Origin of the sequence: Riemerella anatipestifer (assembly GCF_009670965.2) — a bacterium.
Taxonomy (GTDB): Bacteria; Bacteroidota; Bacteroidia; order Flavobacteriales; family Weeksellaceae; genus Riemerella; species Riemerella anatipestifer_B.
In genome coordinates, this window is the sequence record NZ_CP073239.1 from 2,019,149 (window position 1) to 2,045,410 (window position 26,262).

The 26,262-nt window shown below is 34.1% G+C and carries 23 protein-coding genes and 1 pseudogene; 16 read left to right on the forward strand and 8 right to left on the reverse strand.

Annotated elements, in window-relative coordinates:
• The 7 genes from D1J36_RS09300 (at position 1) to D1J36_RS09330 (ending at position 7,860) form a co-directional block, all read left to right on the forward strand.
• A complete protein-coding gene (locus tag D1J36_RS09300) occupies positions 1-1,176 on the forward strand; it encodes a glycosyltransferase family 87 protein (RefSeq protein ID WP_154136885.1) in 1,176 nt (391 codons plus the stop codon).
• A 13-nt stretch (positions 1,177-1,189) separates the two neighbouring features.
• Entirely contained in the window at positions 1,190-2,119 is a 930-nt protein-coding gene (locus D1J36_RS09305) for a glycosyltransferase (RefSeq protein ID WP_154136886.1), read from the forward strand.
• Positions 2,120-2,124: 5 nt separating this feature from the next.
• Positions 2,125-2,898, forward strand: a complete 774-nt coding sequence (locus tag D1J36_RS09310) for a polysaccharide deacetylase family protein (RefSeq protein ID WP_154136887.1) — start codon at positions 2,125-2,127, stop codon at positions 2,896-2,898.
• A 5-nt stretch (positions 2,899-2,903) separates the two neighbouring features.
• Positions 2,904-3,998 (forward strand): glycosyltransferase family 4 protein, encoded by a 1,095-nt coding sequence (locus D1J36_RS09315; protein ID WP_154136888.1) that lies wholly within the window; start codon positions 2,904-2,906, stop codon positions 3,996-3,998.
• A gap of 92 nt (positions 3,999-4,090) precedes the next feature.
• Complete coding sequence (gene purD / locus D1J36_RS09320) at positions 4,091-5,329, forward strand: phosphoribosylamine--glycine ligase (protein WP_154136889.1); 1,239 nt, start codon at positions 4,091-4,093, stop codon at positions 5,327-5,329.
• Positions 5,330-5,422: 93 nt separating this feature from the next.
• Positions 5,423-6,952, forward strand: coding sequence for a glutamine-hydrolyzing GMP synthase (guaA, locus tag D1J36_RS09325; RefSeq protein ID WP_154136890.1), 1,530 nt, complete (start codon positions 5,423-5,425; stop codon positions 6,950-6,952).
• Positions 6,953-6,978: 26 nt separating this feature from the next.
• Positions 6,979-7,860, forward strand: coding sequence for a mechanosensitive ion channel family protein (locus D1J36_RS09330; protein ID WP_014938775.1), 882 nt, complete (start codon positions 6,979-6,981; stop codon positions 7,858-7,860).
• 40 nt (positions 7,861-7,900) lie between these two features.
• Here the strand turns inward: D1J36_RS09330 and D1J36_RS09335 are convergent, their stop codons facing one another.
• The 4 genes from D1J36_RS09335 to D1J36_RS09350 form a co-directional block, all read right to left on the reverse strand.
• Positions 7,901-9,139 (reverse strand): DUF1015 domain-containing protein, encoded by a 1,239-nt coding sequence (locus D1J36_RS09335; protein ID WP_014938774.1) that lies wholly within the window; start codon positions 9,137-9,139, stop codon positions 7,901-7,903.
• Between the two features lies 1 nt (position 9,140).
• A complete protein-coding gene (locus tag D1J36_RS09340) occupies positions 9,141-10,094 on the reverse strand; it encodes a D-2-hydroxyacid dehydrogenase (protein ID WP_154136891.1) in 954 nt (317 codons plus the stop codon).
• Between the two features lie 15 nt (positions 10,095-10,109).
• Positions 10,110-11,171, reverse strand: coding sequence for a 3-phosphoserine/phosphohydroxythreonine transaminase (serC, locus tag D1J36_RS09345; RefSeq protein WP_154136892.1), 1,062 nt, complete (start codon positions 11,169-11,171; stop codon positions 10,110-10,112).
• An 80-nt stretch (positions 11,172-11,251) separates the two neighbouring features.
• Entirely contained in the window at positions 11,252-11,602 is a 351-nt protein-coding gene (locus D1J36_RS09350) for a 4Fe-4S binding protein (protein WP_052911114.1), read from the reverse strand.
• A gap of 56 nt (positions 11,603-11,658) precedes the next feature.
• Here D1J36_RS09350 and D1J36_RS09355 point away from each other — a divergent pair, with 56 nt between their 5' ends.
• A complete protein-coding gene (locus tag D1J36_RS09355) occupies positions 11,659-12,693 on the forward strand; it encodes an acyl-CoA reductase (protein ID WP_154136893.1) in 1,035 nt (344 codons plus the stop codon).
• A gap of 49 nt (positions 12,694-12,742) precedes the next feature.
• Positions 12,743-13,435 (forward strand): annotated as a pseudogene (locus D1J36_RS09360) (Bax inhibitor-1/YccA family protein).
• Between the two features lie 72 nt (positions 13,436-13,507).
• Here the strand turns inward: D1J36_RS09360 and D1J36_RS09365 are convergent.
• Together D1J36_RS09365 and blaRAD are read right to left on the reverse strand one after the other, a co-directional pair.
• Positions 13,508-14,167 (reverse strand): hypothetical protein, encoded by a 660-nt coding sequence (locus D1J36_RS09365; RefSeq protein WP_154136894.1) that lies wholly within the window; start codon positions 14,165-14,167, stop codon positions 13,508-13,510.
• A gap of 371 nt (positions 14,168-14,538) precedes the next feature.
• Positions 14,539-15,315: an RAD family carbapenem-hydrolyzing class D beta-lactamase gene (blaRAD, locus tag D1J36_RS09370; RefSeq protein WP_229578671.1), complete on the reverse strand. Its 777-nt coding sequence runs from the start codon at positions 15,313-15,315 to the stop codon at positions 14,539-14,541.
• 136 nt (positions 15,316-15,451) lie between these two features.
• Between blaRAD and D1J36_RS09375 the strand changes: the two genes are divergently transcribed.
• Both D1J36_RS09375 and D1J36_RS09380 read left to right on the forward strand, forming a co-directional pair.
• A complete protein-coding gene (locus D1J36_RS09375) occupies positions 15,452-16,807 on the forward strand; it encodes a deoxyguanosinetriphosphate triphosphohydrolase (RefSeq protein WP_154136895.1) in 1,356 nt (451 codons plus the stop codon).
• 56 nt (positions 16,808-16,863) lie between these two features.
• Positions 16,864-17,163: a DUF493 domain-containing protein gene (locus D1J36_RS09380; RefSeq protein WP_014938766.1), complete on the forward strand. Its 300-nt coding sequence runs from the start codon at positions 16,864-16,866 to the stop codon at positions 17,161-17,163.
• 26 nt (positions 17,164-17,189) lie between these two features.
• On the opposite strand, the gene D1J36_RS09385 is transcribed toward D1J36_RS09380, so the two are convergent.
• Positions 17,190-17,900, reverse strand: coding sequence for a DUF4294 domain-containing protein (locus tag D1J36_RS09385; RefSeq protein WP_004919352.1), 711 nt, complete (start codon positions 17,898-17,900; stop codon positions 17,190-17,192).
• Positions 17,901-17,954: 54 nt separating this feature from the next.
• Between D1J36_RS09385 and D1J36_RS09390 the strand changes: the two genes are divergently transcribed.
• From D1J36_RS09390 to gcvT, 4 genes are all read left to right on the forward strand, one after another.
• Positions 17,955-19,031, forward strand: coding sequence for a M42 family metallopeptidase (locus D1J36_RS09390; protein ID WP_013446708.1), 1,077 nt, complete (start codon positions 17,955-17,957; stop codon positions 19,029-19,031).
• Positions 19,032-19,081: 50 nt separating this feature from the next.
• Entirely contained in the window at positions 19,082-19,774 is a 693-nt protein-coding gene (locus tag D1J36_RS09395; RefSeq protein WP_154136896.1) for a hypothetical protein, read from the forward strand.
• A gap of 112 nt (positions 19,775-19,886) precedes the next feature.
• On the forward strand, positions 19,887-20,402 hold the full coding sequence (idi, locus tag D1J36_RS09400; RefSeq protein ID WP_154136897.1) for an isopentenyl-diphosphate Delta-isomerase: 516 nt from the start codon (positions 19,887-19,889) through the stop codon (positions 20,400-20,402).
• A 19-nt stretch (positions 20,403-20,421) separates the two neighbouring features.
• Positions 20,422-21,501, forward strand: a complete 1,080-nt coding sequence (gene gcvT, locus D1J36_RS09405) for a glycine cleavage system aminomethyltransferase GcvT (RefSeq protein WP_154136898.1) — start codon at positions 20,422-20,424, stop codon at positions 21,499-21,501.
• A 77-nt stretch (positions 21,502-21,578) separates the two neighbouring features.
• Here gcvT and gpmI read toward each other — a convergent pair whose 3' ends face one another.
• On the reverse strand, positions 21,579-23,108 hold the full coding sequence (gene gpmI / locus D1J36_RS09410; RefSeq protein WP_154136899.1) for a 2,3-bisphosphoglycerate-independent phosphoglycerate mutase: 1,530 nt from the start codon (positions 23,106-23,108) through the stop codon (positions 21,579-21,581).
• A 187-nt stretch (positions 23,109-23,295) separates the two neighbouring features.
• Here gpmI and D1J36_RS09415 point away from each other — a divergent pair, with 187 nt between their 5' ends.
• Positions 23,296-26,256, forward strand: coding sequence for a tetratricopeptide repeat protein (locus tag D1J36_RS09415; RefSeq protein WP_154136900.1), 2,961 nt, complete (start codon positions 23,296-23,298; stop codon positions 26,254-26,256).
• The last annotated feature ends 6 nt before the right edge of the window (positions 26,257-26,262 follow it).

Genomic DNA, 26,262 nt, shown 5'->3' on the forward strand with positions numbered 1-26,262 from the left:
ATGTCTGTAAAAGTGAAATTGCTAAAATGGTTTTATAATCCAAAAGTGATTTTTGGGGTTTATTCCTTGGCGGCTATTTTTTCTGCACTTAGTAAATATTTTCACGGGAAAGAGGCTTATAATAATTATTTGTTATTCAAATATGTATTCTTCCATACAATAGATAAAAAGAATTTGTATGCACAATATCCTGAACTTTACTTTGATAGCAATCATTACGGAATATTCTTTAGTACGATAATAATGCCTTTTGCGTTGATGCCAGATGCATTAGGAATGGTCTTGTGGAATTTAGCAAATGTATGGCTGCTGATGTACGCATTCGCTAAGTTACCCATCTCTACTAATAAAAAAGCATTGTTAGCATGGTTGTGTTTACAGGAATATATTACAGCAGCAGTAAGTTTTCAATTTAATGTTGGGCTTACTGCCTTGCTTATATTATCAGCCATTTATGTTGATAATAAAAAGGAAATACATGCATCTGTAGCTATTTTGACTGGCTTTTTCGTGAAAATTTATGGGATTGCAGGGTTAGCGTTTTTCCCCTTTATATCAAATAAAAAGAAGTTTATCTTTTCCTCTTTAGGAATTTTTGTTCTCTTTTTAATTTTGCCTATGCTCCTATCAGATATGAACTTTGGGCTTCAATCTTACCTAGATTGGTATCAGTCTTTAAGTGAAAAAAATCTATCCAATCAGGTTTTGGGAAATAGACAAGATTTTTCTTTAATGGGAATTGTAAGGCGAGTTCTTGAAGACCCTAATATATCAAATTTGGTATTTTTGGTACCTGGAATTATTCTCTTTGCATTGCCATATATTAGATTTTCACAATACAAAGCCACGGCTTTCAGACTAATGATATTAGCTTCTACACTTTTGTTTATAGTTTTATTTAGTTCAGGTTCAGAATCACCTACTTATATTATTGCGGTCGCTGGAGTTATGATATGGTTTGTAATACAAAAAAAACAAACCTTTACCACAATAGCACTTATGCTTTTCGTAATGATACTGACTTGTTTTAGCTTTTCAGATTTATTTCCAAGGTCTATAAAAGAAGATTATGTTATTAAGTATTCTCTAAAAGCATTGCCTTGTTGTTTAGTTTGGTTTAGAATACTTTATGAATTATTGGTAAAAGATTTTAAAAAAGATTACTCATTAACTTAGATTATATCTATCTATGAAAACTATTTCTATTGTCATACCAGCACATAATGAGGAGAATAACATTAGACCTATATGTGCAGAGATAAAAAAAGTGATGGAAGGTATACCTGATTATGACTTTGAAATTATCTTTGTAAATGATGGGAGTAGAGATAGCACTCAACGAGTTCTAGAGGAAGTTTCTAAAGAAATAAAAGGAGTTAAATATATTGAATTTTCAAGGAATTTTGGACATCAATGTGCTGTAAAGGCAGGAATGGATTTTGCCAAAGGAAATGCCGTTGTTTCTATGGATGCGGATATGCAGCATCCTCCTAGATTGATTCCCGAAATGATAAAAAAATGGGAGAAAGGCTATGATATAGTTTATACCATAAGAGCCTATCCTAAAGAAATTTCTTTTTTCAAAAAAACAACTTCCAAATGGTTTTATAACTTTTTATCCAAAATATCGGATATTGATTTAACTAAAGGTGGTGGCTCTGATTTCAGATTGATGGACGCTTCCGTTATTGATATTATCCGAAATGTGAAGGAAGAAGACCTTTTCTTGAGAGGGTGGATGAATTGGGTCGGGTTTAAACAAACGGGAGTGAGTTTTGTTGCAGCTGAAAGATTATCAGGAGAGAGCAGCTACAATCTAAAGAAAATGATTAGTTTCGCATTTACAGGAATAACATCATTTAGTATAAAACCGCTTTATTTGGCGGCTTATTTAGGATTTTTCTTTTCCATATTGGCGGTATTCATTTATATACCTTATGTGGTGTATGCATTTTGGTCAGATACGGAAATTTCGGGTTGGGCATCTCTAATTATGACAATGGTCTTTTTTGGTGGAGTTCAGCTTATTATTCTTGGAATAATGGGGATTTATCTAGGGAAGATTTTTAAACAAGTTAAAGAACGCCCTAATTATATTATTAGAACAAAAAACTTTTAAACTAAATGGTTCTACTCTCGTTTGATATAGAAGAATTTGATATGCCCCTAGAATACCAAGGGGATATCCCTTTTGAGGAACAACTAAAAGTATCTCAAGAGGGACTAAAAAACATACTGGGAATATTAAGAAAACATCAAATAAAAGCGACTTTTTTTTCTACAGTAGTTTTCGCAGAAAATAGTCAGGATTTAATTCATCAGTTACTATCAGAAGGACACGAACTTGCCTCACACACTTGGTATCATTCAAAATTTGAAGATGCAGATTTAAAAAAATCAAAAGAACATCTTAGTTCTTTATTTAACACACAAGTGCTAGGACTAAGAATGCCTAGAATGCAACCTGTTAAAGAGAAAGAAGTAAGTAAAGCAGGGTATTTATACAACTCTTCTATCAATCCTACTTTTTTACCAGGGAGATACAATAATTTGCATATTTCTAAAACATACTTTAAAGAGAACAATGTTTGGCAAATACCAGCCTCTGTTTCTTTATTGAGAGTACCTTTATTTTGGCTTAGTTTTCATAATTTCCCAATATTTATATACAAACTACTGGCTAAATTTACTTTAAAAAGAGACGGCTATCTTAATATCTATTTCCATCCTTGGGAATTTTCTAATATTAGTAAAAAAAGTTACAAACTACCGTCCTATACTACCAAAAATACAGGAGAACTTATGGTAAAAAGATTTGATAATTTTGTATCTTGGCTAAAGAACAAGGGTGAAACATTTGTAACTTATAAAGAATTTTTAGCTGAAAAAACAAAATAATCATTATGAAAATAGCCTTCGATGCCAAAAGATTTTTTCATAATACCTCAGGGTTAGGGAACTACTCTAGAGATTTGGTAAGGATTTTGGCTTCAGAATTTTCGCAATATCAATACTATCTTTTAGCTGAAAAAATAAGTGAAAGAGGAAAAGATATTTTAACATTACCCAATGTTACTTTTAAAGAAATATCTAAAGGATTTTTAGCGAGGCAAAGGCAAATGGGAACTGATGCTCAGAATTTAAAAGCCGATATCTTTCACGGACTTTCTGGAGAGCTTCCTTTGATATGGAATGATAAAACAATTAAAAAAGTAGTAACTATTCATGATTTAATTTTCTTGCGTTACCCTCAATTTTATTCTTTCTTTGACAGAAAAATTCATTTTTGGAAATTTAAAAAAGCGGCTCAACAGGCAGATGTTATCATTGCCATTTCAGAGCAAACAAAAAGAGATATTATTAAATATCTAAATGTTTCGGAAAAGAAGATAAAAGTGGTTTATCAAGGCTGTCATAAAGCTTTTAAGAACCCACTAAGCCCCAGCGAACTTACTAAAATTGCTTTAAAGTATCAGTTACCAAAGCGTTTTCTACTAAATGTTGGCACGATAGAAGAACGGAAAAATTTACTTAATGTCATTAAGGCTTTAGACGGTACAGGTATCCCTTTAGTTGTAGTAGGTAGAAAAACAAAATATCAAAAAGAAGTTGATAAAGCACTAGCCCAAACCAAGGTAGAAGTCCATTTTTTAGAAAATGTATCTATGGAGGAACTAGCAGGGATTTATCAGTTGGCGGATATATTTATTTATCCCAGTTTTTTTGAAGGGTTTGGTATTCCTGTTATAGAGGCTTTATATTCAGGCACTCCTGTTATTACGAGTAATATAAGTAGTATGCCCGAAGCTGGTGGTCCAGATTCTACTTACATCAATCCGCAGAATATATCAGATATTAAATCCAAAATTCTATTTTTATGGAATAATGAAGCGGAAAGAAAACGCCGTTCAGAAAAAGGATTAGACTATGTGCAGAGGTTTAATGATAAAAATATAGCTACCGACTTAATGAAAGTCTATAAGGAGGTATTAAGTTAACTACAAGTTAAAATTAAAAAAGAATTTAAAATATTAAGTTCAAATTTGTATTTTTGTGCAAATCGTTACTTAAATAAAAAAAACAAAAAATAATGAGAATACTAATCGTTGGAAATGGAGGTAGAGAATCTGCTCTAGCTATGAAACTCAAAGATGATAAAAGAGTTACCCAAATGTATTTTGCTAAAGGCAATGCTACTACACAAGCCCTAGGTAAAACAGTACACGAGACAGATATTAAATACCTAAGAGATTTTGCTATCAAAGAAAAAATAGATTTAACCATTGTAGGACCAGAAGCTCCATTAGTAGACGGTTTAGTAGATGAGTTTAAAAAATTTGATTTAAAAGTTTTTGGTCCCAATCAAAAGGCAGCTAGTTTAGAAGGCAGTAAGGCATTTTCTAAAAAATTTATGCAAAAGCATGGAGTTAAAACAGCTGTTGCAAAAGTTTTTGATGCTTATGGAGAAGCCAAAGAATATTTGAAAAATAAAAATTATCCTTTAGTTATCAAAGCAAGTGGCTTAGCTGGAGGGAAAGGTGTAGTTATTTGTGAAGATTATGATGAAGCATTGGCTACCCTTGATGATTTTATGATTAGAAGAATCTACGGAGATGCAGGTATTAGAGTTGTGATAGAGGAGTATTTAAGAGGATTTGAGGCTTCTATTATCGCTTTCTCTAATGGTCAAGAACTTTTTCCTTGTATACCAGTGAAAGATTATAAGAAGGTAGGGAACGGAGATAAAGGAGCAAATACGGGAGGAATGGGTAGTGTGGCTCCAAGTCCAGAATTTACAGAAGCTCATATGGAAGACTTTAGGAAAAATATACTCAACCCAACTATGCAAGGGCTTAAGGCTGATGAACTTGAGTTTAAAGGGTTTATCTTCTTTGGTCTAATGGTAACAGCCGATGGTTGCTACTGTTTGGAATACAATATGAGATTAGGAGACCCTGAAACACAAGTGATTATGCCTTTATTAGAAAATAATCTTATTGATGTTATAGAAGATTGTTTAGAAGGTAAGGAAGTAGAGCTTAAATTTAAAGACGAAAAAGCCGTATGTTTGGTAATGTGTTCTGGAGGTTATCCTAGAAACATAGAAACAGGGTACGAAATTACAGGTTTAGATAAAGTGGAACACAGCCAAGTGCTATTTGCTGGAGCTACTAGACAAGGGGAAAGAGTAATTACTAACGGAGGGCGAGTGGTTAATTTTGTAGCCACAGCTCCAACTTATGAGGAAGCACGAAAGAAAGTTTATGCTGATGCCCATACAGTAAATTTTGATTATGCTTTTTATCGTGATGATATTGCTAAATTTTAATCAGATTATAATTATATAACCAAATATTAAAAAGTAATTATGTGAAATTTGTTAATAATTTCCATAGTTACTTTTTGTCTAAATAAACAATCTATGCAAAACGGAATTATCATATTAGACTTCGGTTCTCAGTACAACCAACTGATAGGAAGACGTATTAGAGAAATGGAAGTTTACTCTGAAGTGTTGCCTTACAATACACCTATTGAAGTCATATTAGAAAAGAACCCAAAAGGGATTATCTTATCTGGTGGACCTAGCTCTGTAAATGCGGAAAATGCCCATTTGGTAGACAAAGCTTTGTTTGAACAATCAATTCCTGTATTAGGAATCTGCTATGGTATGCAGTTAACGACTCATCTACTGGGAGGCACTGTTAAAAAAGGTATCAAAGGTGAATACGGCAAAGCTGAACTTAAAATACAACAATCGTCTAAATTATTTCAAGGAGTTTCGGAAGAATCTATCGTTTGGATGAGCCATTTTGATGAAGTAGAAGTCGTACCAGAAGGTTTTACCATTAACGCTAAAACAGAGGTAATTTCAGCTATTTCTAACGAAGATAAAGCCATTTATTGCGTTCAATTTCACCCAGAGGTTTCTCATACAGAAGAAGGTGTTAAAATGTTGGAAAACTTTGTCTTTAATATTTGTAAGGCAGAGAAAAACTGGAAACTTACTAGCTATATAGACCGTACTGTAGAAGAAATTAGACAAAAAGTTGGTAATCAAAAGGTGATATTAGGGTTATCTGGAGGTGTAGACTCTTCTGTAGCAGCGGTTTTAATCCATAAAGCTATTGGCTCTCAACTGACTTGTATTTTTGTAGATACAGGGCTTTTAAGAAAAAATGAAGCACAAAAAGTAATGGAGAATTATGGTTCTCATTTCAATCTTAACATTAAGCTGGTAGATGCTTCGGAGAGATTTTTATCAAAATTAAAAGGTGTTTCAGAGCCCGAACAAAAACGAAAAATCATCGGAAATGAGTTTGTAGCTGTTTTTGATGAAGAATCTCATAAAATAGAAGGTGCTAAGTTCTTAGCACAAGGAACGATTTATCCAGATGTGATAGAATCTCAATCGGTTAAAGGTCCATCTGCGGTTATAAAATCTCATCACAATGTAGGTGGTTTACCCGAAGATATGGAGTTTGAACTTTTAGAACCTTTGAGAGAGCTTTTCAAAGATGAAGTAAGAAAAGTAGGAGAGGAGTTAGGTATTCCGCATCATTTAGTCTATAGACATCCGTTCCCAGGACCAGGGCTAGGTATTAGGATTTTAGGTGAAGTAGATGCTGAAAAAGCTAAAATATTACAAGAGGCTGATGATATTTTTATAGAAGAACTTTATAAAAATGATTTATACGATAAAGTTTCTCAAGCATTTGTAGTATTACTTCCTGTGAAATCGGTAGGGGTAATGGGAGACGAAAGAACTTACGAATATACGGCTGTACTACGTTCTGCTAATACCATAGATTTTATGACGGCAACTTTTAGTAAATTCCCTTGGGAATTTTTGGAAAAGGTGTCTAATAGGATTATCAATGAAGTTAAAGGCATCAATAGAGTAGCTTATGATATCTCTAGTAAACCACCTGCAACCATAGAGTGGGAGTAAAATTTAAGTAAAAAAAAATAGATTATATGTTTTTAAATATTTTAGAACATTCATTCACTAAGAGTGTAGGTTCTGCGTGGGATAAAACTTATGAGAAATTAGAAGATTGGCAGTTGGCTATATTTTCTAATATCCCAAATTTTATTGTAGCTATTCTTGTTTTTACGGTATCTTTGTTTTTATCTAGGCTTATTTATAAACTCGTTATAAGTTTGCTTTACAAAACATCTCTGCAGGATTCTGCTAAGAATGTAATCGCTAGAATAGTTTCCGTAGGTGTTATTATGCTAGGTCTTATACTCGTTTTAGTTGTTCTCAACCTTAATGGAGTATTAAATACCATCTTAGCTGGTGCTGGAGTAATGGGATTAGCCGTTGGTTTAGCATTACAAGGTACATTATCTAATACTTTTTCTGGGATTGTACTTTCTTTAGTTAAAAATATTAGGATTGGAGATTGGGTGTCCTCAAATAATTTCTCTGGTCAAATTGTAGATATAGATTTTAGAATGACGACCATAAAAGATATAGATAATAATATTGTGTTGATACCTAATAAATTAGTGTTAGACTCTCCACTAAAAAATGCTTCTTTGACGTCTCAAAGAAGACTTATCCTAACCTGCGGTGTGGGGTATGAATCTGATTTAGATAAAGTTAAAGAAATTACTCTAGAAACAGTAAAAAAAACGGTTGAACACTTAGTAGAGGAAGAGGAAGTTGTTTTTCTCTATACATCGTTTGGAGATAGTGCCATCGATTTTGAATTGAGGTGTATGCTCAATGTTAGCTCTGGTTTGTTGGTAGCACAACAAAAAAGTAATCTTATTACTGCCCTAAAGAAAAGATTTGATGAGGAAGGCATCAATATACCTTTTCCTATTAGAACTTTCAAATTTGAACAATAAAGAAAAAAGCCTTACTTTTTAGAAAGTAAGGCTTCTTTTTTTATTTCATATCATACATCACCATTGCAGTCATCAGCTTAGGAGATATTAGAGTAGATTTTGGTGGCATTTTTTGATTTAAGTCGGAGATTTTAACTAAATCATTAAAACTCACAGGATAAACTCCAAAAGCAATTTGATACTCGTTTGAATCAACTTTATCTTTTAACTTTAATATCCCGTTAATATCAGAAGTTCCCTTTAGAAACTTAACTCTATCAGAAGTTTTAGAGTTTTCTATACCTAAAATTGGCTTTAGAATAAACTTTTCTAAAAGATAATGATCCATACTATCTAAGCCTTCTTCGGTAGGACGAAGTTCGTGCTTGATATGTAAACTATAAAACTTTCCATCTAAATACATACTGATATGGAATTTTTTAGAAGGAAAATACGGTACTTCTCCCTTTTCATAGATAAGGAAATCTTGCTCCAATCGTTCTAAAAAATCCTCCTTAGAAAATCCATTAAGGTCTTTTACCAATCTATTGTAATCGTGTATTTTTATAGATTGATTAGATACAATGAAACTATAAACGAAATTATACCCTTCTGTACCCAAGCTCTTTTTGTTTTTTTCTCTTTGTAATTTTGCATTCAATGCAGCAGAGCCAATTCTATGGTGTCCGTCGGCTATGTAGAAAGAATCTATTTGATCTATAACTTCTTTAAACTGTTGGAGTTTTAGACGATTATCTATTTTCCAAACTTTATGACAAATATTTTGGTCATCTTTGAAGTTTATAATAGGAATGTTTTTCTCCTCAAGGTTCATCAACATTTCTACCTTTGAATTCGCTGGATAAGTAAGGAGCACAGGTTCTGCTTGTAGTTCTACTTTACCAAGATATTCGGCTAACCTTTCTTTTTTATGTGTAATGGTAGCCTCGTGCTTTTTTATTTTACCATTCCAAAAATCCTCCACAGAAACCAATCCCAACAAACCTCTGAAAACAGTTTTATTAGGCATTATTTGCTCATATAAGTAGTAAGAAGCAGCATCTTGCATAAGATTATTCTTTGCTATTTCTTCGTAGTTATTTCTTACCTTTCTCAAATTCCTGTTCACATCTTTGGATTTACTGCATATATAGGGCTTTACCATATTGATGTAACTTCCCTCTACATTAGATTTTTCGGCTATTACATCGTCAGTATAGTTATCCAACGGGCGAGTGGGGAATATGTTGATGTACTCACTTCTTGGTCTTACTCCTTTAAATGGTTTGAATGTAGGCATTTTACGAATTAAAGTTTATAATTTGTTGGGCAAGTTCTGTTCCTATTCTTTCTTGAGCTTCAAGAGTGTTGCCTCCTAAATGAGGACTTAATGAAAGGCTAGGATTCATAAGTAAAGATAAAGAAGGCTCTGGTTCGTTCTCAAAAACATCTAGAGCAGCACCTGCTATTTTACCGTTTTCAATAAATTCTAGTAATGCTTCCTCATTAAGGACGCCACCTCTAGCCGTATTTACAATAAATACACCGTCTTTCATACGTTCATACTCAGCAGAATCTAGTATATATCCTTCTGTTTTAGGTGTGTTTATTGTAATGAAGTCAGACGAGGACAGTAACTTAGACAAATCGTTTGTAGTTTCTATTTCAAAATCAAGATTCCTCCCATCAAAAAAGTTGAGAGAAATAGTTTCTTTTCTAGCTTTTCTAGTGTAGGCTACGATATTCATTCCTAGGGCAATGCCTATTTTAGCCACTTCTTTACCAATACTTCCTAAACCGATAATTCCTAACGTTTTTCCTGAAAGCTCCACCGCTTTAGTGTAGGCTTTTTTCAAATCTTTAAACTTGGTATCTCCTTCTAGAGGCATCATTCGGTTAGATTCGTGTAAAAATCTCGCCAAAGAGAAGAAATGAGCAAATACCATCTCTGCCACAGATTTAGACGAAGCTAAAGGGGTATTGATGACTTTAATACCTTTGGATAAAGCATAATCTACATCTATATTATCCATTCCTACACCACCTCTACCTATTATTTTGAGGTTAGGGCAGGCATCTATTAAGTCTTTTCTTACTTTGGTGGCACTTCTTACAAGAAGTACATCTATATTATTTTCATTTATAAAGTTGGCTAATTGTTCTTGAGCCACACGATGCTCAACAAACTCTATCCCTGCATTTTTTAACATGGCAATCCCTGCATTGGACATACCATCGTTAGCTAATACTTTCATATTACTCATTTACTATTAGTCTAAAGATTTCATAACATCTACCAACACTTGTACACTTTCTAGCGGAAGTGCATTGTAAAGGCTGGCTCTATAACCACCAATGCTTCTATGTCCATTAAGTCCATTGATGCCTGCTTCTTTCCATAGAGCATCAAACTTTTCTTTTTTAGACTCATCAGTCAATTTAAAGCTTACATTCATCATAGAACGGTCTTCTGTAGAAGCAAAACCTTCAAACAGAGGGTTTCTATCTATTTCGTTATAGATAAGTTCGGCTTTAGCTTTATTTTTAGTTTCGGCAGCTGCAATTCCTCCGTTTTGTTCTAAATGTTGTAGCGTAAGCAATGAGGCATAAACGGCAAAAACAGGAGGTGTATTGAACATAGACTCCTTTTTGATGTGCAGAGAATAATCCAAATAAGAAGGAATATCTCTTTGTGTTCTTCCTAAAACATCTTTCTTTACAACCACTAATACTGTCCCCGCTGGTCCCATATTTTTTTGTGCTCCAGCATAGATTAAATCAAACTTAGAAAAGTCTAGTTGTCTAGAGAAAATATCCGAACTCATATCACACACCATTGGAACTTCCACTTGAGGAAACTCTTTCATTTGAGTACCATAAATGGTATTATTAGAAGTACAATGGAAATAATCAAAATCTTTTCCCACAGTATAGTTTTTAGGAATATAGCTGTATTGGTCGGCTTTTGATGAGGCTACAATTTCTATATTTCCTAATTTTTGTGCTTCTTTTATTGCCCCTGCAGCCCAGGTCCCCGTATCTAGGTAAGCGGCTTTACCAGTAGTGGTAAGCAAATTAAAAGGAACCATAACAAACTGCAAACTAGCACCTCCTTGTAAAAATAAGACTTCATAATCATCATTAAGATTCATTAGTCTTTTTACAATAGCTCTAGCTTCATCCATCACCGCTACAAAATCTTTGGAACGGTGAGAGATTTCTAATAAAGATAAGCCTAATCCGTTAAAATCAAGCACGGCTTCCGCTGATTTTTGAAAAACCTCTTGCGGGAGTATGCACGGACCAGCACTAAAATTATGTTTTTTATTCATTTTTATTTTCTATTAGATTATTTCTATTTAAAACTAAAACGCCCGCTATTTAGAGTTAATAGCGAGCGATATTGGGGTGTCTATTCACCGTGTAGAAATGCTTTCTTAGATAATAATTGTTCTTCTGTTTCTACATTATCTTCATCTGGGATACAACAATCTACAGGACATACAGCAGCACATTGTGGTTCTTCGTGGAAGCCTTTACATTCTGTACATTTGTCCGAAACTATAAAATAGACATCATCATTTACTGGCTCTTGTGGAGCATCTGCATCTATCGTAAGCCCAGAAGGCAATGTTACCATTCCTTTTAGTTCTGTTCCGTCAGAAGCACGCCAATCTACAGCTCCTTCATATATTGCATTATTAGGACATTCTGGCTCACAAGCCCCACAGTTAATGCATTCGTCAGTGATTATGATTGCCATTCTTAATAAATTTTTAAATTTGCACAAAGTTATCATATTTTTATACAAAATACCAAATGAATATCAGTATTAAAATTTCAGGTTTAGCTCAACTAGGACTTTTCATAAATCAATTTTTAGAAAAAACAGAAGAGTGTTATTCACAAGAAGAAGCTCTGTTTTCAGCGAAACTAAGCCGTGCAGAAATAGAAAATCCTTGGTTTACTCAAGACAGTTTACGGTTTGCATTAAAGCAATGGGCAGATTTATTAACCGAAGAAAACCTTAATAATTGGGTAAATAGCTATCCCGGAACCAAAGGCGGTAAAAAAGTAGGGTTGATTTTAGCAGGAAATATTCCTTTAGTTGGATTTCACGATGTTATCACAGTTGTACTTAGTGGGCATACCCCTGTTATTAAAATGTCTTCTAAGGATAAACAAATTTTACCTTTTCTTTTGGAAAAATGGGCTTCACTTTCTGAAGGTATAGAATATCAGTTGGTAGAAAAACTAGAGAATTACGACGCTGTAATTGCCACAGGAAGTAATAACACAGCGAGGTATCTAGAATATTACTTTAAAAGCAAACCAAATATTATTCGTAAAAATAGAACTTCGGTGGCGGTTCTTTCGGGGAAAGAAACAGATAAAGAATTACAACTTTTAGCCGAAGATATTTTTAGATATTTTGGTCTAGGTTGTCGCAATGTTACAAGGCTTTTCATTCCTCAAGATTTTAAATTAGAGCGTTTGTTTGAAAACTTTGTAGGGTTTCAGGATATTATCAATCATCACAAATACGCCAACAATTACGACTATAACCGAGCGGTTTATCTCCTAAATCAAGAAAATTTTTGGGATAATAATTTTGTGATGCTTAAAGAAGATACTCAACTTTTCAGTCCGCTTTCGGTAATTAACTTTAGCCGTTATGATAATCTTGCAGAGGTTGAGGCTTTCCTAAATGAAAACCACGAAAATATACAGTGCATTGTAAGTCATCTCTGTTTGAATAGAGGAGAAGTAGGCTTTGGTGAGGCTCAAACTCCTAGTTTGAATACTTATGCAGATGATATAGATACTATGGCTTTTCTAAGTGCCATAGACTAATGGGAATGAATTAAATTTGTTATATTTGTCAAAATTAAAAAACAATCTTATGGAATATTCTAATGATTTACTAGTGGCACAGGCTACAGATGTTGAAAAAGCAACATTCTACAAGAAAACTTATACTCACTTAGCATTAGCGGTATTGGCTTTTGTGGTGGTAGAGAGTCTTCTTATTAGTGTAGTCCCTGAAGAAACCATCATTTCTATGATTTCTCAGAAGTATATTTGGCTTTTGATATTAGGAGGCTTTTGGTTAGCTTCTATTTTGGCGAACAAATGGACGCTTTCGCAAGATAAGGGTACGTAGTATATGGGCTTAGGGGTCTATGTATTGCTAGAGGCAGTTATTTTCTTACCGATGATTTACATTGCAATGTTTTATAGCGACCCAACTCTAATACCGCAAGCGGCTATTATTACTTTAGCTTTGTTTGGTGGACTTACAGGAGTAGCGTTTACCAGCAAAAGAGATTTTTCGTTCCTAAGAAATATCATTGTAGTGGGTGGTTTTGTAGCTTTAGGACTTATTGTAGCTGGAGCTCTTTTCGGGTTTAACCTTGGGCTTTGGTTCTCTGTAGGTATGGTACTTTTGGCATCAGCAAGTATCTTATACGAAACACAAAAACTACAATTTACTTATACCAAAGAGCAGTATGTAGGAGCTTCTCTACAACTGTTTGCCTCTGTAATGCTTCTGTTCTGGTATGTATTAAGAATTTTAATGTCTAGAAGAGATTAAAAGTATTTTGCTTAAAAAAGATAAAAAATCCTGAACCAAACAGTTCAGGATTTTTTTTAGACTTCTTCAATTTTAACTTCTGACGAACTTGCCGATGCTTTCCAGCAGTTGTGGACGGTCGTCTAAGGCGATTTGGGCTACGGCGTAAAACTCCCGAACCCAATCAGAAAGGGTGGCAAAGGCTTTGTTTTTCTGTTGGGTGGCATCTTGGCTTTCGCCTTTTTCTTTTTCGTAAGCCGCACGGAGGGTTTCTACTTGTTGGATTTGTGCGATTTGAGCATCGACCACCGCTTTATTGATTTTGAATTTTTCTAACAGTGGTTGGGCTTCGCTGTGGCTTTGGGCTTGTTCGTAAAAGGTTTTGATTTCTTGCATTGCTTTGAGATAAGCGGCGGACAAACTGCCATCGAGGGCGAGGGTTTTCCAAAGTTCGTTTTTTTTCATTAGGGCGACTTTGGCTATTTTGCGGTGCTTGCTGTAGGTTTTCTTTAGAACATCAAAGGCGTCTGAAAACCGGGCATAGGCTTCTTTTTCTTCGGCGGTTTCTTGTTGGTTTTGGTTGTAGAGTTGCTGGGTTTGGTCGAATAGGGCTTTGCCTTCGGCGATTTTGGTATCATCGTAGCCATAGTCTGCCAGTTCGGTTTTTAAATCTTGTACCTCGTCTAAATTGGCGAATAATACGCGGTAGTTTTCGAGGTACTGGAGTTCGGAAATTCTTTTTGCTCTGTTCATAGTAGTAAGATTTAGTGATTAATATTTAGTTTATTAAATTATTTTTAATTTTTCGCTCAAAAACCACTCATTCTTCTATCGCCCCGAGCCGTTTTCGTATTTTTCACCAACAATTTAGGTCGCCCATTATCATTCTTCTATCGCCCCGCGTCATTCTTGTATCGCCCACCAACTTTTTGGGTCGCCCCACGCCGTTGGTCTATTGCCCCGAGCCTTTCTTGTTCTGCCCTTGCTTATTTTCGTATTGCCCACACCTATTTTTGAGTTGCCCTAAGTGGTTTTGATGGTTTGCGGGTTAAAGGTAATAATTTTTTTGGAAAGTTATAGCAATTAGTGTATTCTATATCTAGATTGAGTATCTGTTGGTTATTCTATTGAATTATTTTTTGATCTTTTAAAATGCTATAAGTTATTTTTTTTCTTATATCTGCCATTTTTATGTCATTCATATCCATATTCAATGCAAAAATCCAAATATTATTTTTTGTTTCTATATAACCTATATTCCAGCCTATATTGTTTCCCCAGCCTGTTTTTGAATGAATGATATAATGTTCTGTAGAGTCTGTAATCATTATTTTTTTTACGCTCTCTTGAATGTTTTTATCAAATGGTAATTTATTATTTATGAGTTTTTCAAGAAAAACAATTTGTTCATTTGCCGAAATAGCAAGAGTACCATCAAGCCAAAATTTGTCAATTTTACTCCCAATTTTCTTATTCCCATAGTTTGATTTTGTAAGCCATTTTTGCATTTCTTTTTGTCCCGTTCTACGAGCCAATTCTTGGTAAAACCATACACATGAAATAGGCAATGCGGATTTCATGGTTTGATCTTTATTCCAAGATTCATATCCTCGGTCTATTCCGTCCCATTGAATTGTGTCATTTACATCTGTAACAGACAATACCTGTAATGCAATCATAGAGTTTAGAATTTTAAAGGTGGAAGCAGGTGTATATTTTTTATCACTTCTCTCTTGATTGTAAATTAGAGTTTCATTTGAATTTAACTTTTTTAGTACAAATGTCCCGTTTACATTATTATCTTTAAAAAAAGACTTCCAATTATTTTTACTCTTATTGTGATGGCAACTAATGAATTCTATAAAAATCAAAATAACTGTGCCTACTATTTTTGTTTTCATATTAAAGTCTATTTTTGAGAATACCAAGGACTTGTTTTTCTCTTATTGAGAAAAGCAAATATACAACTTTTTTTGTAAGTAAGAGTATATTATTATTTACTTATTTTTGCTTCCTAAATTATTTGCGTGTCTTAATATGGATTTAAACCAACTTTTCACCAATCAAAGAACAGGTAACGACCCTAATACCAAAGTTTCTCGAAACGATTTCCAAAGGGATTATGATAGAATTATATTCTCTTCGGCTTTCAGAAGGTTGCAAAATAAAACGCAAGTGTTCCCATTGCCAGGGAGTGTTTTCGTGCATAATAGGCTTACGCATTCGTTGGAGGTTTCTTCTGTTGGGCGGAGTTTAGGAAGTCTAGCGGGAGCTTTCTTGGTGGAAACTTATAAGAACGATTTATCCGAAACAGCAAAACACTTCTATACTTATCAGCTAGGAGAGGTTATCGCAGCGGCTTGTCTTTGCCACGATATAGGTAACCCTGCTTTTGGACATTCGGGAGAAGATGCCATCGCAAGTTATTTCGCTAGAAATGAAAGTGAACTCAAACCTAAATTCGCACCGAATGAATGGGCAGATTTTATCAATTTTGAAGGAAATGCCAATGCGATAAGAGTGCTTACCAATAAGCAAGTAGGAAAGGAAAAAGGAGGCATTCAACTTACCCATACTACTTTAGCGAGTATCGCAAAGTATCCTTGTGAGGCGATAGCTAAAGATAAAAGTGTTCTGCACCGAAAGAAGTTTGGATTCTTCCAAAGCGAAAAAGAAACTTTTAAGCACATTGCCGAAAATACAGCGATGATACAGGAAACTCAAAATCCGTTAGGCTACAAAAGACACCCTTTTGTGTGGTTGGTAGAAGCGGCAGATGATATTTGCTACAATATCATAGATATGGAAGATGCCCATAGATTGGGGATTGTAAATACTTCGGATTGTAAAAATTTGTTTTATGATTTAATAAAATCCATAGAGATTGACACTAAAAAGATAGACCAAAAACTAAGTGTAATTACGGATAGTAACGAGCAAATTTCTTATTTAAGAGCTAAAGTCATCAACTCTTTAATTAACAAGTCTATTGAAATATTTAAAGATAATGCGGTAGATTTATTAGAAGGGAATTTTGCTAGTTCGTTGCTTGGCATTTACCAAAAAGAAAATGATGCCCTCCAAAAGATAGAGAAATTTTCCGTTGAAAAAATATATAATCATAAGGCGGTAGTAGAGATTGAAAACGCGGGTTATAATGTAATGTATGAGTTGCTAAATCACTTTATTCCTTCGGCGGTTCTAGCCCCTTCGGAGCGAAAAGGTTATGATAAAAAGGCTCTTCAGCTAATTCCTAATCAGTTTAGGGTAGAGGAGGGAAGTGTGTATCAAAAAGTATTGGGCGTACTAGATTTTGTAAGCGGTATGACGGATAACTACGCCACCGACCTTTACCGAAAAATTAAAGGGATTGATATTGGTATGACGATGTAGTACGGTAATAATCCTAAAACTTATTTTGTATCTTTGCTTGGCAAAATAATAAAAGTATGGTAGAAACATTTGAAGACGACGCAACTAAAGACCCTTATCATTCGTTTAGAGAGAAACTAAATGAAGCCCACGATTTTCCTTCGGATTATCTTTTTAAATTTATTTTCCCTAATGATAAGGCTAAACTTACAGAAATTTATCAGATTTTTGATAATACTCAAAACTCCATATCTACCAAGGAAAGCAAGAACGGTAAATATATCTCTGCCAGTATCCAAGCGTTTGTTCTAGATGCAAATCAGGTGATTAACCTTTATAAAGAAGTTCATAAGATAGAAGGCGTAATAATGCTATAAATCACGTTTAAAGTAAGAAAGGAATATTACTCCTTTCTTACTTTAAAATTTTTATGCCCTTCATAAGGTGCAAAATAACCTAGATTCCAATAAGATTGTAGTAGAGACTCTACAAATTCATCGTGTCTATTTCTGTATGGGTCGTAAGGTTCTTTTATATCTACATCAGCAATATTCCCCTTTACATTCCACCAGAAAGCACTCCAGCCTCCTCTTAATTCTTTTATAATATCGTACACGCTCTTGCCTGTGGCTCTGTACATTAGTTTGGCAAAAATACGACCTTCGGAGGTGGTTAAATCTCTTAGTTTTTTTTCGTAGGCTTGTGCAAGTTCTTCTTGTTTAGCTTTTATGTATTTTCTTTTTTCAGATTTATCATCAAGACGAGAGGTGTAGTTATTTATTTCGTTATATTGTTCTAAAGCAGTGATAAATAAAGGGTAAACTCGGTTCAATTTTTTACTTAAAAAGAAATAATAATTTTTATCTAACTGATTATTAAATCTAGGCTTGTTTGGAATAACTACTTCATCTAAAACGATTACTGTTTCGCCCTCAATTTCGTAGATTTTAGCTTGTTGTTTCGCATCGTAATAATAGTAATTTCCGTAGTCATCTTTCTTGAGTAATTCCTTTGGATATTGTGATAGCGCCTTTACAACAAGGGTATCCTTTTGTGCTTTAGACATAAAACCGATACACAAAAAAATAATCAGTAGATTTATTTTAAAATTCATTACTTTTACCTTCTCAAAATAAAAACTGTTTAATATCAAAAATTATTCCTTTTTATGAAATTTGAAAAGAAATCTTTAAAATTTTTAGAACAATACCTTAATACAGCTTCTCCTACTGGATATGAACACGCTGGACAGAAACTATGGATGGATTACATCAAGCCCTATGTAGATGAAGTAAGAACAGACCATTATGGGACAGCTTACGGAATCATCAATCCTGATGCATCGTTTAAAGTAGTTATAGAAGCTCACGCTGATGAAATTTCTTGGTATGTTAATTATATTACTGAAGATGGACTTATCTATGTAATTAGAAATGGTGGTTCAGACCAAAGTATTGCTCCATCTAAAGTAGTGAATATACACGGAGAAAAAGGCATTGTAAAAGGTGTTTTTGGGTGGCCCGCAATACATACTAGAGCTAAACAGGAAGAGCCTGTACCTAAAATAGAAAATATCTTTATAGATTGTGGAGCTAAGTCTAAAGAGGAGGTAGAAAAAATGGGCATCTATGTTGGTTGTATGATTACTTACCCTGATACCTTTTTTGAACTTAACGACCGCTATTTTGTCTGTCGTGCTTTGGATAATAGAATAGGCGGTTTTATGATAGCCGAAGTAGCTAGACTACTAAAAGAAAATAAAAATAAACTGCCATTTGGATTGTATATTACCAATTCTGTACAGGAGGAAGTTGGGCTTTACGGTGCCGAAATGATAGCCAATACCATTAAACCTAATATCGCTATCGTAACCGATGTTACCCACGATACTACGACGCCTTTTATTGATAAGAAAAAAGAAGGAGAGCAAAAATGTGGCGATGGACCAGTGGTTTTCTTCGCTCCTAGTGTACATCATAACATTAGAACTCTAATTACAGATACCGCTAAAGCTAAAAAAATTCCTTTCCAAAGAGCAGCTTCTAGCCGTGTTACAGGGACAGATACTGATGCTTTTGCTCATTCTAATGGTGGTGTACCGTCTGCACTTATTTCGCTTCCGTTAAGATATATGCATACTACGGTAGAGATGGTGGATAAAACTGATGTGCAAAATGTAATTAAACTCATTTATGAAACACTTCTTAAAATAACTCCTGAAATGGAACTGAAGTATCATAAGTAAATTTATTATTTATCATACATATGTAGTTTATCTGAAAAAATACCTAAATTATGAATAATTTACAGCTATTAGAAAAATCGTGTTCTGAAATAACGGAACAGATAAAAAAAATAGGACAGGATAGAAATAGTAATTATGTAATAGATGGTATTATAAATCCCAAAAAATATATTAGCGCAAAATATAGATTACTGTGGATTTTAAAAGAAGCTAACTCCGAAATGGACTCGTGGAGTTATATAAAAAAATTTAAAGATAAAGATTGGTTATATCTTTGTGGTAAAAGTATCCCTACACTAAGGAGAATCATTTATGCTAGCTATGGAATATTGAGAGCTTGTGAATGGGGAGATATACCAGATGCAGGTAATGAAAAGGCTTTTGAACCACTAGAAGAAATAGCTTTGATAAATATAAAAAAAATACCAGGGCATGGTACATCTACTAGTAGCGAAATACAACAAGCATACTATGACTATAGAAGTATTTTAAAACAACAAATAGATTTATATGACGCAGATATTGTGATATTTGGAAATACAATGAACTACTTTTATAAGGAGGATTTTGAAGGTTTAGTACAAGCAGAAAAACAAATTACAGACTATAGAACTCATTTTTATGATACAGGCAAAAAATTATATATACATGCTTGGCATCCAGCGGCAAGAGGCAGAGGATTTACTGACAAATCTTATGTGACAGATTTATTAGGAATTGTTAAAAACTGGAAAAAAGAATAACCAAAACCAATTATCTCATTCAAATTTGTAACAGATAATATAATAAAATAGGAGAGAATTATTGTTTCCTGTGAGGAAAGATATAAAAATAATATCTTAAATTTGCGACTATATGCATGAACAAGTAGTTTTAGTAAATCCTAAAGATGAGGTTTTAGGTGTGATGGAAAAACTCCAAGCGCATAGAGGTGGCTTTTTGCATCGTGCTTTTTCGGTTTTCTTATTCAATACCAAAGGAGAAATGCTGCTCCAGAGGAGGGCGGGGGTTAAGTATCATTCACCTAAACTTTGGACTAACGCGGTTTGTTCTCACCCAAGATTAGGAGAAAGTTACAAGGCTGGAGCTCAGAGAAGGCTCATTGAAGAGTTGGGTATTGATGCTGATATTTCCGAAAAATTCAGTTTCATTTATAAAGCCGAGGTTGGTGATAATCTTTGGGAACACGAGCTAGACTATGTGTTTACAGGGATTTACGAAGGTGATTTTAATCTTAATCCTGAAGAAGTTTCGGAGGTAAGATATATCTCTATGGAAACTTTAGACAAAGAGTTAGAGAATAATCCAAAACAATTTACAGAATGGTTTAAAATCATTCTCAAAGAGTATAAACAAAAAATGTTGAAATAATTTAATAATAAAAGTAATAATGAACAAAACAGCTTTATTTAACAAACATGTTTCGCTAGGCGCAAAAATGGTTCCTTTCGCTGGGTTTGAAATGCCTGTGCAATATTCTGGAGTAACAGAAGAACACTTTGCCGTAAGAGAAAAAGTAGGAATTTTTGATGTTTCTCATATGGGGCAATTCTTCATAGAAGGTGCTGGTGCTAAAGAACTTCTACAATATGTTACCTCTAATAATGTAGAGGTTTTAGAGAATGGCAAGGCACAATACTCTTGTCTTCCTAACGGAAAAGGTGGAATTGTAGACGACTTAATTGTTTACAAAATGGAAAACCAAAAGTATTTTGTAGTAGTAAATGCGTCTAACATAGATAAAGATTGGCAACATATCTCTAAATACAACGAGAAATTTGGAGCTAAAATGACTAATGCTTCAGATGAAATTTCTCTTATTGCAATACAAGGTCCTAAAGCATTAGATACTTTACAAAAACTAACAAATACTCAACTTGCGGATATTCCTTACTATCATTTTACCGTAGGAAGTGTAGATGGTGTGGCTGATGTTATTATTTCTAATACAGGCTATACCGGAAGTGGCGGCTTTGAAATTTATTTCAAAAATGAGTACGCTGAGCAAATTTGGGACGCTCTGACTAAGGCAGGAGAAGAGTTTGGACTTATTCCTTGTGGGTTGGCGGCTAGAGATACCCTTCGTTTAGAAAAAGGATTCTGTCTATATGGAAACGATATAGATGATACTACTTCTCCGTTAGAAGCAGGGCTAGGCTGGATTACCAAGCTAGATACAGAATTTGTAGATAGAGATTTTCTGGCTCAACAAAAAGAACAGGGGATTACGAGAAAATTAGTAGGTTTTGAAATGCAAGAAAAAGCCATTCCAAGACACGACTATCCTGTTGTAGATTCAGAAGGGAATATAATTGGTAAGGTAACATCGGGAACAATGAGTCCTATGAAAAAAATCGGTTTAGGATTGGCTTATGTTGACCAACCTCATTTTAAATTAGGTAGTGAGATTTTTATTCAGATTAGAAATAAAAATGTACCTGCAAAAGTGGTTAAAATACCTTTTGTTTAATGAGTTATTTACCCTAAATAAAAGCTTCGCCTCGAATAAAATTCGAGGCGAAGCTTTTTTATAATTAAAGTATTCTTTTAAGAAAGAATAACATTACCTGTCATTGCTTCAGGTTTTTCTATATTCATTACTTTTAAGATACTTGGTGCAATATCTCCCAATTTACCTGGAGTTAAATTCCATACTTTGTCTTTATCCATAACAATAAGAGGAACTAAATTCGTAGAGTGTTGTGTATTAGGACTACCGTCAGGATTTATCATAACATCAGAGTTTCCGTGGTCAGCTAGTATAAATACGGTATAACCATTTTCGTAAGCCGTAGTAGCTACTCTTTCTATACATTTATCTACGGTTTCGGCTGCTTTTACAGCTGCTTCAAAAACGCCAGTATGCCCTACCATATCAGTATTAGCAAAGTTAAGACAAACGAAATCTGCCGTTTTATTCTCTAGTTCAGGTACAATTTTGTTGGTAATATCATAAGCAGACATTTCTGGTTTAAGGTCGTAGGTAGCCACCTCTTTAGGACTTGGGCATAAGATTCTTTTTTCAGCATTAAATTCTTTCTCTCTACCGCCTGAAAAAAAGAAAGTTACATGAGGATATTTCTCTGTTTCCGCGACTCTTATCTGTGATTTCCTGTTTCGTTCTAATACCTCTCCTAAAGTATCATTTAAAACTTCTTCATCAAAGACTACCTTTACCTCTTTAAAATCTTTATCATAATTGGTAAGTGTGATGTAATGGAGTTTTAGTGGTGTCATACCAAAATCAGGAAATGCTTTCTGAGAAAGAACTTCAGTAATTTCTCTACCTCTATCGGTTCTAAAATTAAAACAGAATACCACATCATCATTTTCTATCTTTGAAATCGGATTTCCGAGTTCATCTACACAAAGAATAGGTTTCAAAAATTCATCAGAAATGCCTTCTTGATAAGATTTTTCTATGCTCTCTACTACATTTCTGCTAGGTTCTCCTACAGCGTTTACCATCACATCATAAGCCAATTTCACCCTTTCCCATCTGCGGTCTCTATCCATTGCGTAGTATCGCCCCACAACACTAGCAAGCTTTCCTGTGGTACTTTGCATATGCTCTGTAAGCTCTTTTATGAAACCTTTTCCTGAGTGAGGGTCGCAGTCCCTACCGTCTGTAAAGGCGTGTACAAAAACATTATCTTTTAATCCAAAATCACTTGCTGCAGACAATAATCCTTTTAAATGGTTGATGTGAGAGTGAACTCCACCATTGGATACTAAACCAATAAAATGAACTTTTTTACCATTTTCTTTGGCATAACTAAAGGCTTCTAAAATAGCCTTTTCTTGACCTAAGGTTTTATTTTCCACCGCCATATTGAGTTTTACCAAATTCTGATAAACCACTCTTCCTGCTCCTAAATTCATGTGTCCTACCTCAGAATTTCCCATTTGTCCGTCTGGTAACCCTACGGCTAAGCCACTAGCTTCTAATGTGGTATTAGGAAATTTACTGTAACAGCTATCCATAAATGGTGTGTGTGCTTGGGCAATTGCAGAAACTTTATCATCTGTACCTAACCCCCAACCGTCTAATATTGCTAAAAGTACTTTTTTTGACATAATATGTTGTATTTTCCTACAAAATTACAAATTAAAACTTTTATGATAAGATATGTTTAATATCATATTTACACATAATTCTACTGAAGCATATGGTTCTCTTAGACTTCGCAAGTTGTTTAAATAATAAGTTTTGCTTATTTTCGTTCCTTTAAATAAATACTAAAAATCTCATTTTAAAATCAAGATGAATAAAAATAAAATATGGATAGCTACGGCTGTGCTTTTTTTCGGACTTTCGGAAGGACAACAGTCGGCTATTTTTAGTCAAAAAAATGCTTTTTCTTCGGATTTAGCGAGCCAGCTCTACACAACTAAAGTTTTTGCGGCTTCTCAATATCAATACACTCAGCAATATCTTTATCATCAGTCTTTAACTCAATCTCAAAAAGAAATAGCTGGGTTTTACACTCATTTGATTGATGTTATTTTACAAAATCCTTATGCGGAAAAAGGGTTAGATACCTTTATTGCAAACCACCCTAATACAGAACATTTTGCAGAGGGACAAGCTCCTTTAGCCGATTTCTATTTAATAAAAAAAGACTTTCCAAAAGCATTAGAAATACTTAATAAATTAAATGTTAATCATTTATCATCTTCGGAACAGACCCAACATTCTTTAAAGCTGGGGTATGCTAAGTTTATGTCTGGCGATTCAAAAGCCGCTATTAAGGATTTGGAGAACGCTTACACTTCTTCTGAAGATTCAGAAAAAGGAGATATAGCCTATATGCTGGGGCATCTGTACTACACAGAAGGGCAAATAGGAAAGGCTTTTGAATACTTTAACGAGATTAAAGACAAGGAAAAATACAGCAAAATAGTAAAGCCTTATTTTGTTCAGATGTATTTCAATGATAAAAACTATGATTTAGCAATAGCTGAAGGAGAAACGCTTTTAAAAGAAAATTTAAGTAGTTCTTACAAATCTGAAGTTCATAAAATAATAGGAGAAAGCTATTTTATGAAAGGAGAATACAGAGCCGCATACCCTCACCTAAAAATATTTTTGGATTCTAAAGAAGCTCCTAGCGAGTCCGATTTATACGAAATGGGGTTTGTAGCAGCACAAATGGGTTTGTATGATGAAGCGGTATCCTATTATAATCAGTTAGTTAATAGTCAGTCTGCTTTATCTCAAAATGCTTATTATCAATTGGGAAATGCTTATTTAGAAACCAATAAAAAGCAGGAAGCTCTGTCTGCCTTCCGTTCTGCTTATCAGATGTCCTATGATGCTAAAGTTAAAAAGTTGGCTCATCTACAATATGCTAAATTAAGTTACGATATAGGAAATCCTTATGAATCTTCGTCTTCGGTAATACAATCTTATATCCACGGCTATAAAGATAGTTCTCCAGAGATGCAGACTTTATTGGTGAAATCTTATCTTTATTCGGGTAATTATAAAGAGACTTTAAATGCTTTAAATCAGCTCAATGCCAAAACTACTGAAACAGATAAAATAGAGCAAGAGGTAGCCTATCTATTAGGGACGGAAGAATTTAATAAAGGAAATTACAAAGAAGCCGAACTATATTTTAAAAAGAGTTTGAAGTTTAACCATAATCAAGAGTTTTATCTAAAGGCTCAATATTGGTTGGCACAGACTTATTATCAGTTGGAAGATTACCCTTCGGCTATTAGTTATTTTGAAAAACTACAAAAGACAGAAGGTAGCTTTGATGAACGCTCGCAAATCAATTATGATTTAGGATATGCTTACTTTAAGAATAAAGATTTCGGTAAAGCTAAGGAGTGTTTTAAACTTTACCTTAAAAATCCTAAAGCAGAGTTCAAAGCTGATGTGGAACTAAGACTAGCCGACACACACTATGCTGATAACGAACTAAACGATGCTATCGCTATTTATAACAATGCCGAAACAACCGATGAATACACTCTGTTCCAAAAGGCAATGGCGTTAGGTTTTAAAGGTGATACTGAAGCTAAAATTTCAGAAATGAAAAAGCTAGCTGCTCAGTATCCTAACTCGGAGTATAAAGATGATGCTTTGTACGAAATAGGCACTGCTTATGCCGCTAATGATGAGTTTGCTCTTTCTAGCGAATACTTTGATAAAGTGGTTAAAACCAGTACAGATACTCATTTGGTAGCCAATGCAGAAATTTATATGGTACAAAATGATATCGAACAAAACCAAGAAGCCAAAGCGTTTTCTGGAATAAAAGCGTTAGCTAAAAAATACCAAAATACCGTTTATGCAGATAAGGTGTTAGTGGTGGCTCGTCCTCTTTATTTAAAAATAGGAGATACGGCAGGTTATCAAGATTTTGCTAAGAATTTAGGAGTTAGTCTAGACAAATCTGAAATAGACGAAATTAACCTATCTGCCGCAAGACAGCTTTACGCCAAAAAGCAGTACGAAAAAGCAATCCCTTACTATGAGAAATATTTAGCACAAAATGTTTCTAGCAATACAGCCTTCCAAGCTCAATACGAACTGGGAGAATCTTATTATCAAAATGGAGATGATGCCAAAGCACTTAAATCATTCAATTTTGTAACGGCTTACCCTAATGATTATCAGGAGGAAGCAAGACTTCGTTCTGCTCAAATTCTTTTATCTAAAAATAAAGGAGAAGAAGCTGCAGGACATTTAGCCAAGTTAGTAGATTCTAATAACCCAAAAATAAAATCTTTTGCTCAACAAGAGTTGATGAAATATTATGCTGATAAAAAAGACTTCGCTAAAGCAGAAACTTATGCAGGTTTAATTTTAAGTAATACCAAAAACTCGCCTGCAGTGTTAGAACAAGCTAAAGTCATTAAAGCTAGAAGTCTTATGAACCAAGGAAAAGACAAAGAGGCTCAAAAATCTTATACAGATTTAGAAAAATCATCTAACCCTAGCGTAGCGGCGGAAGCCCTTTATGCTAAGGCTTATTATCAAAATAAAACTAAAGCCTTTAAAAATAGTAATGAAAGTATCTTTAAACTCGCTAATAATTATGCTTCGGAGGAATATTGGGGAGCTAAATCTTTGGTATTGATGGCTAGAAACTATTTGGCGTTAAAGGACAAATATCAAGCGAGTTATACCTGTGACCAAGTGATAGCTAACTATCAAGACTTCCCTGATGTAGTGGCAGAAGCTAAGGAAGTTAAAAAAATGATTAAATAATTTTTA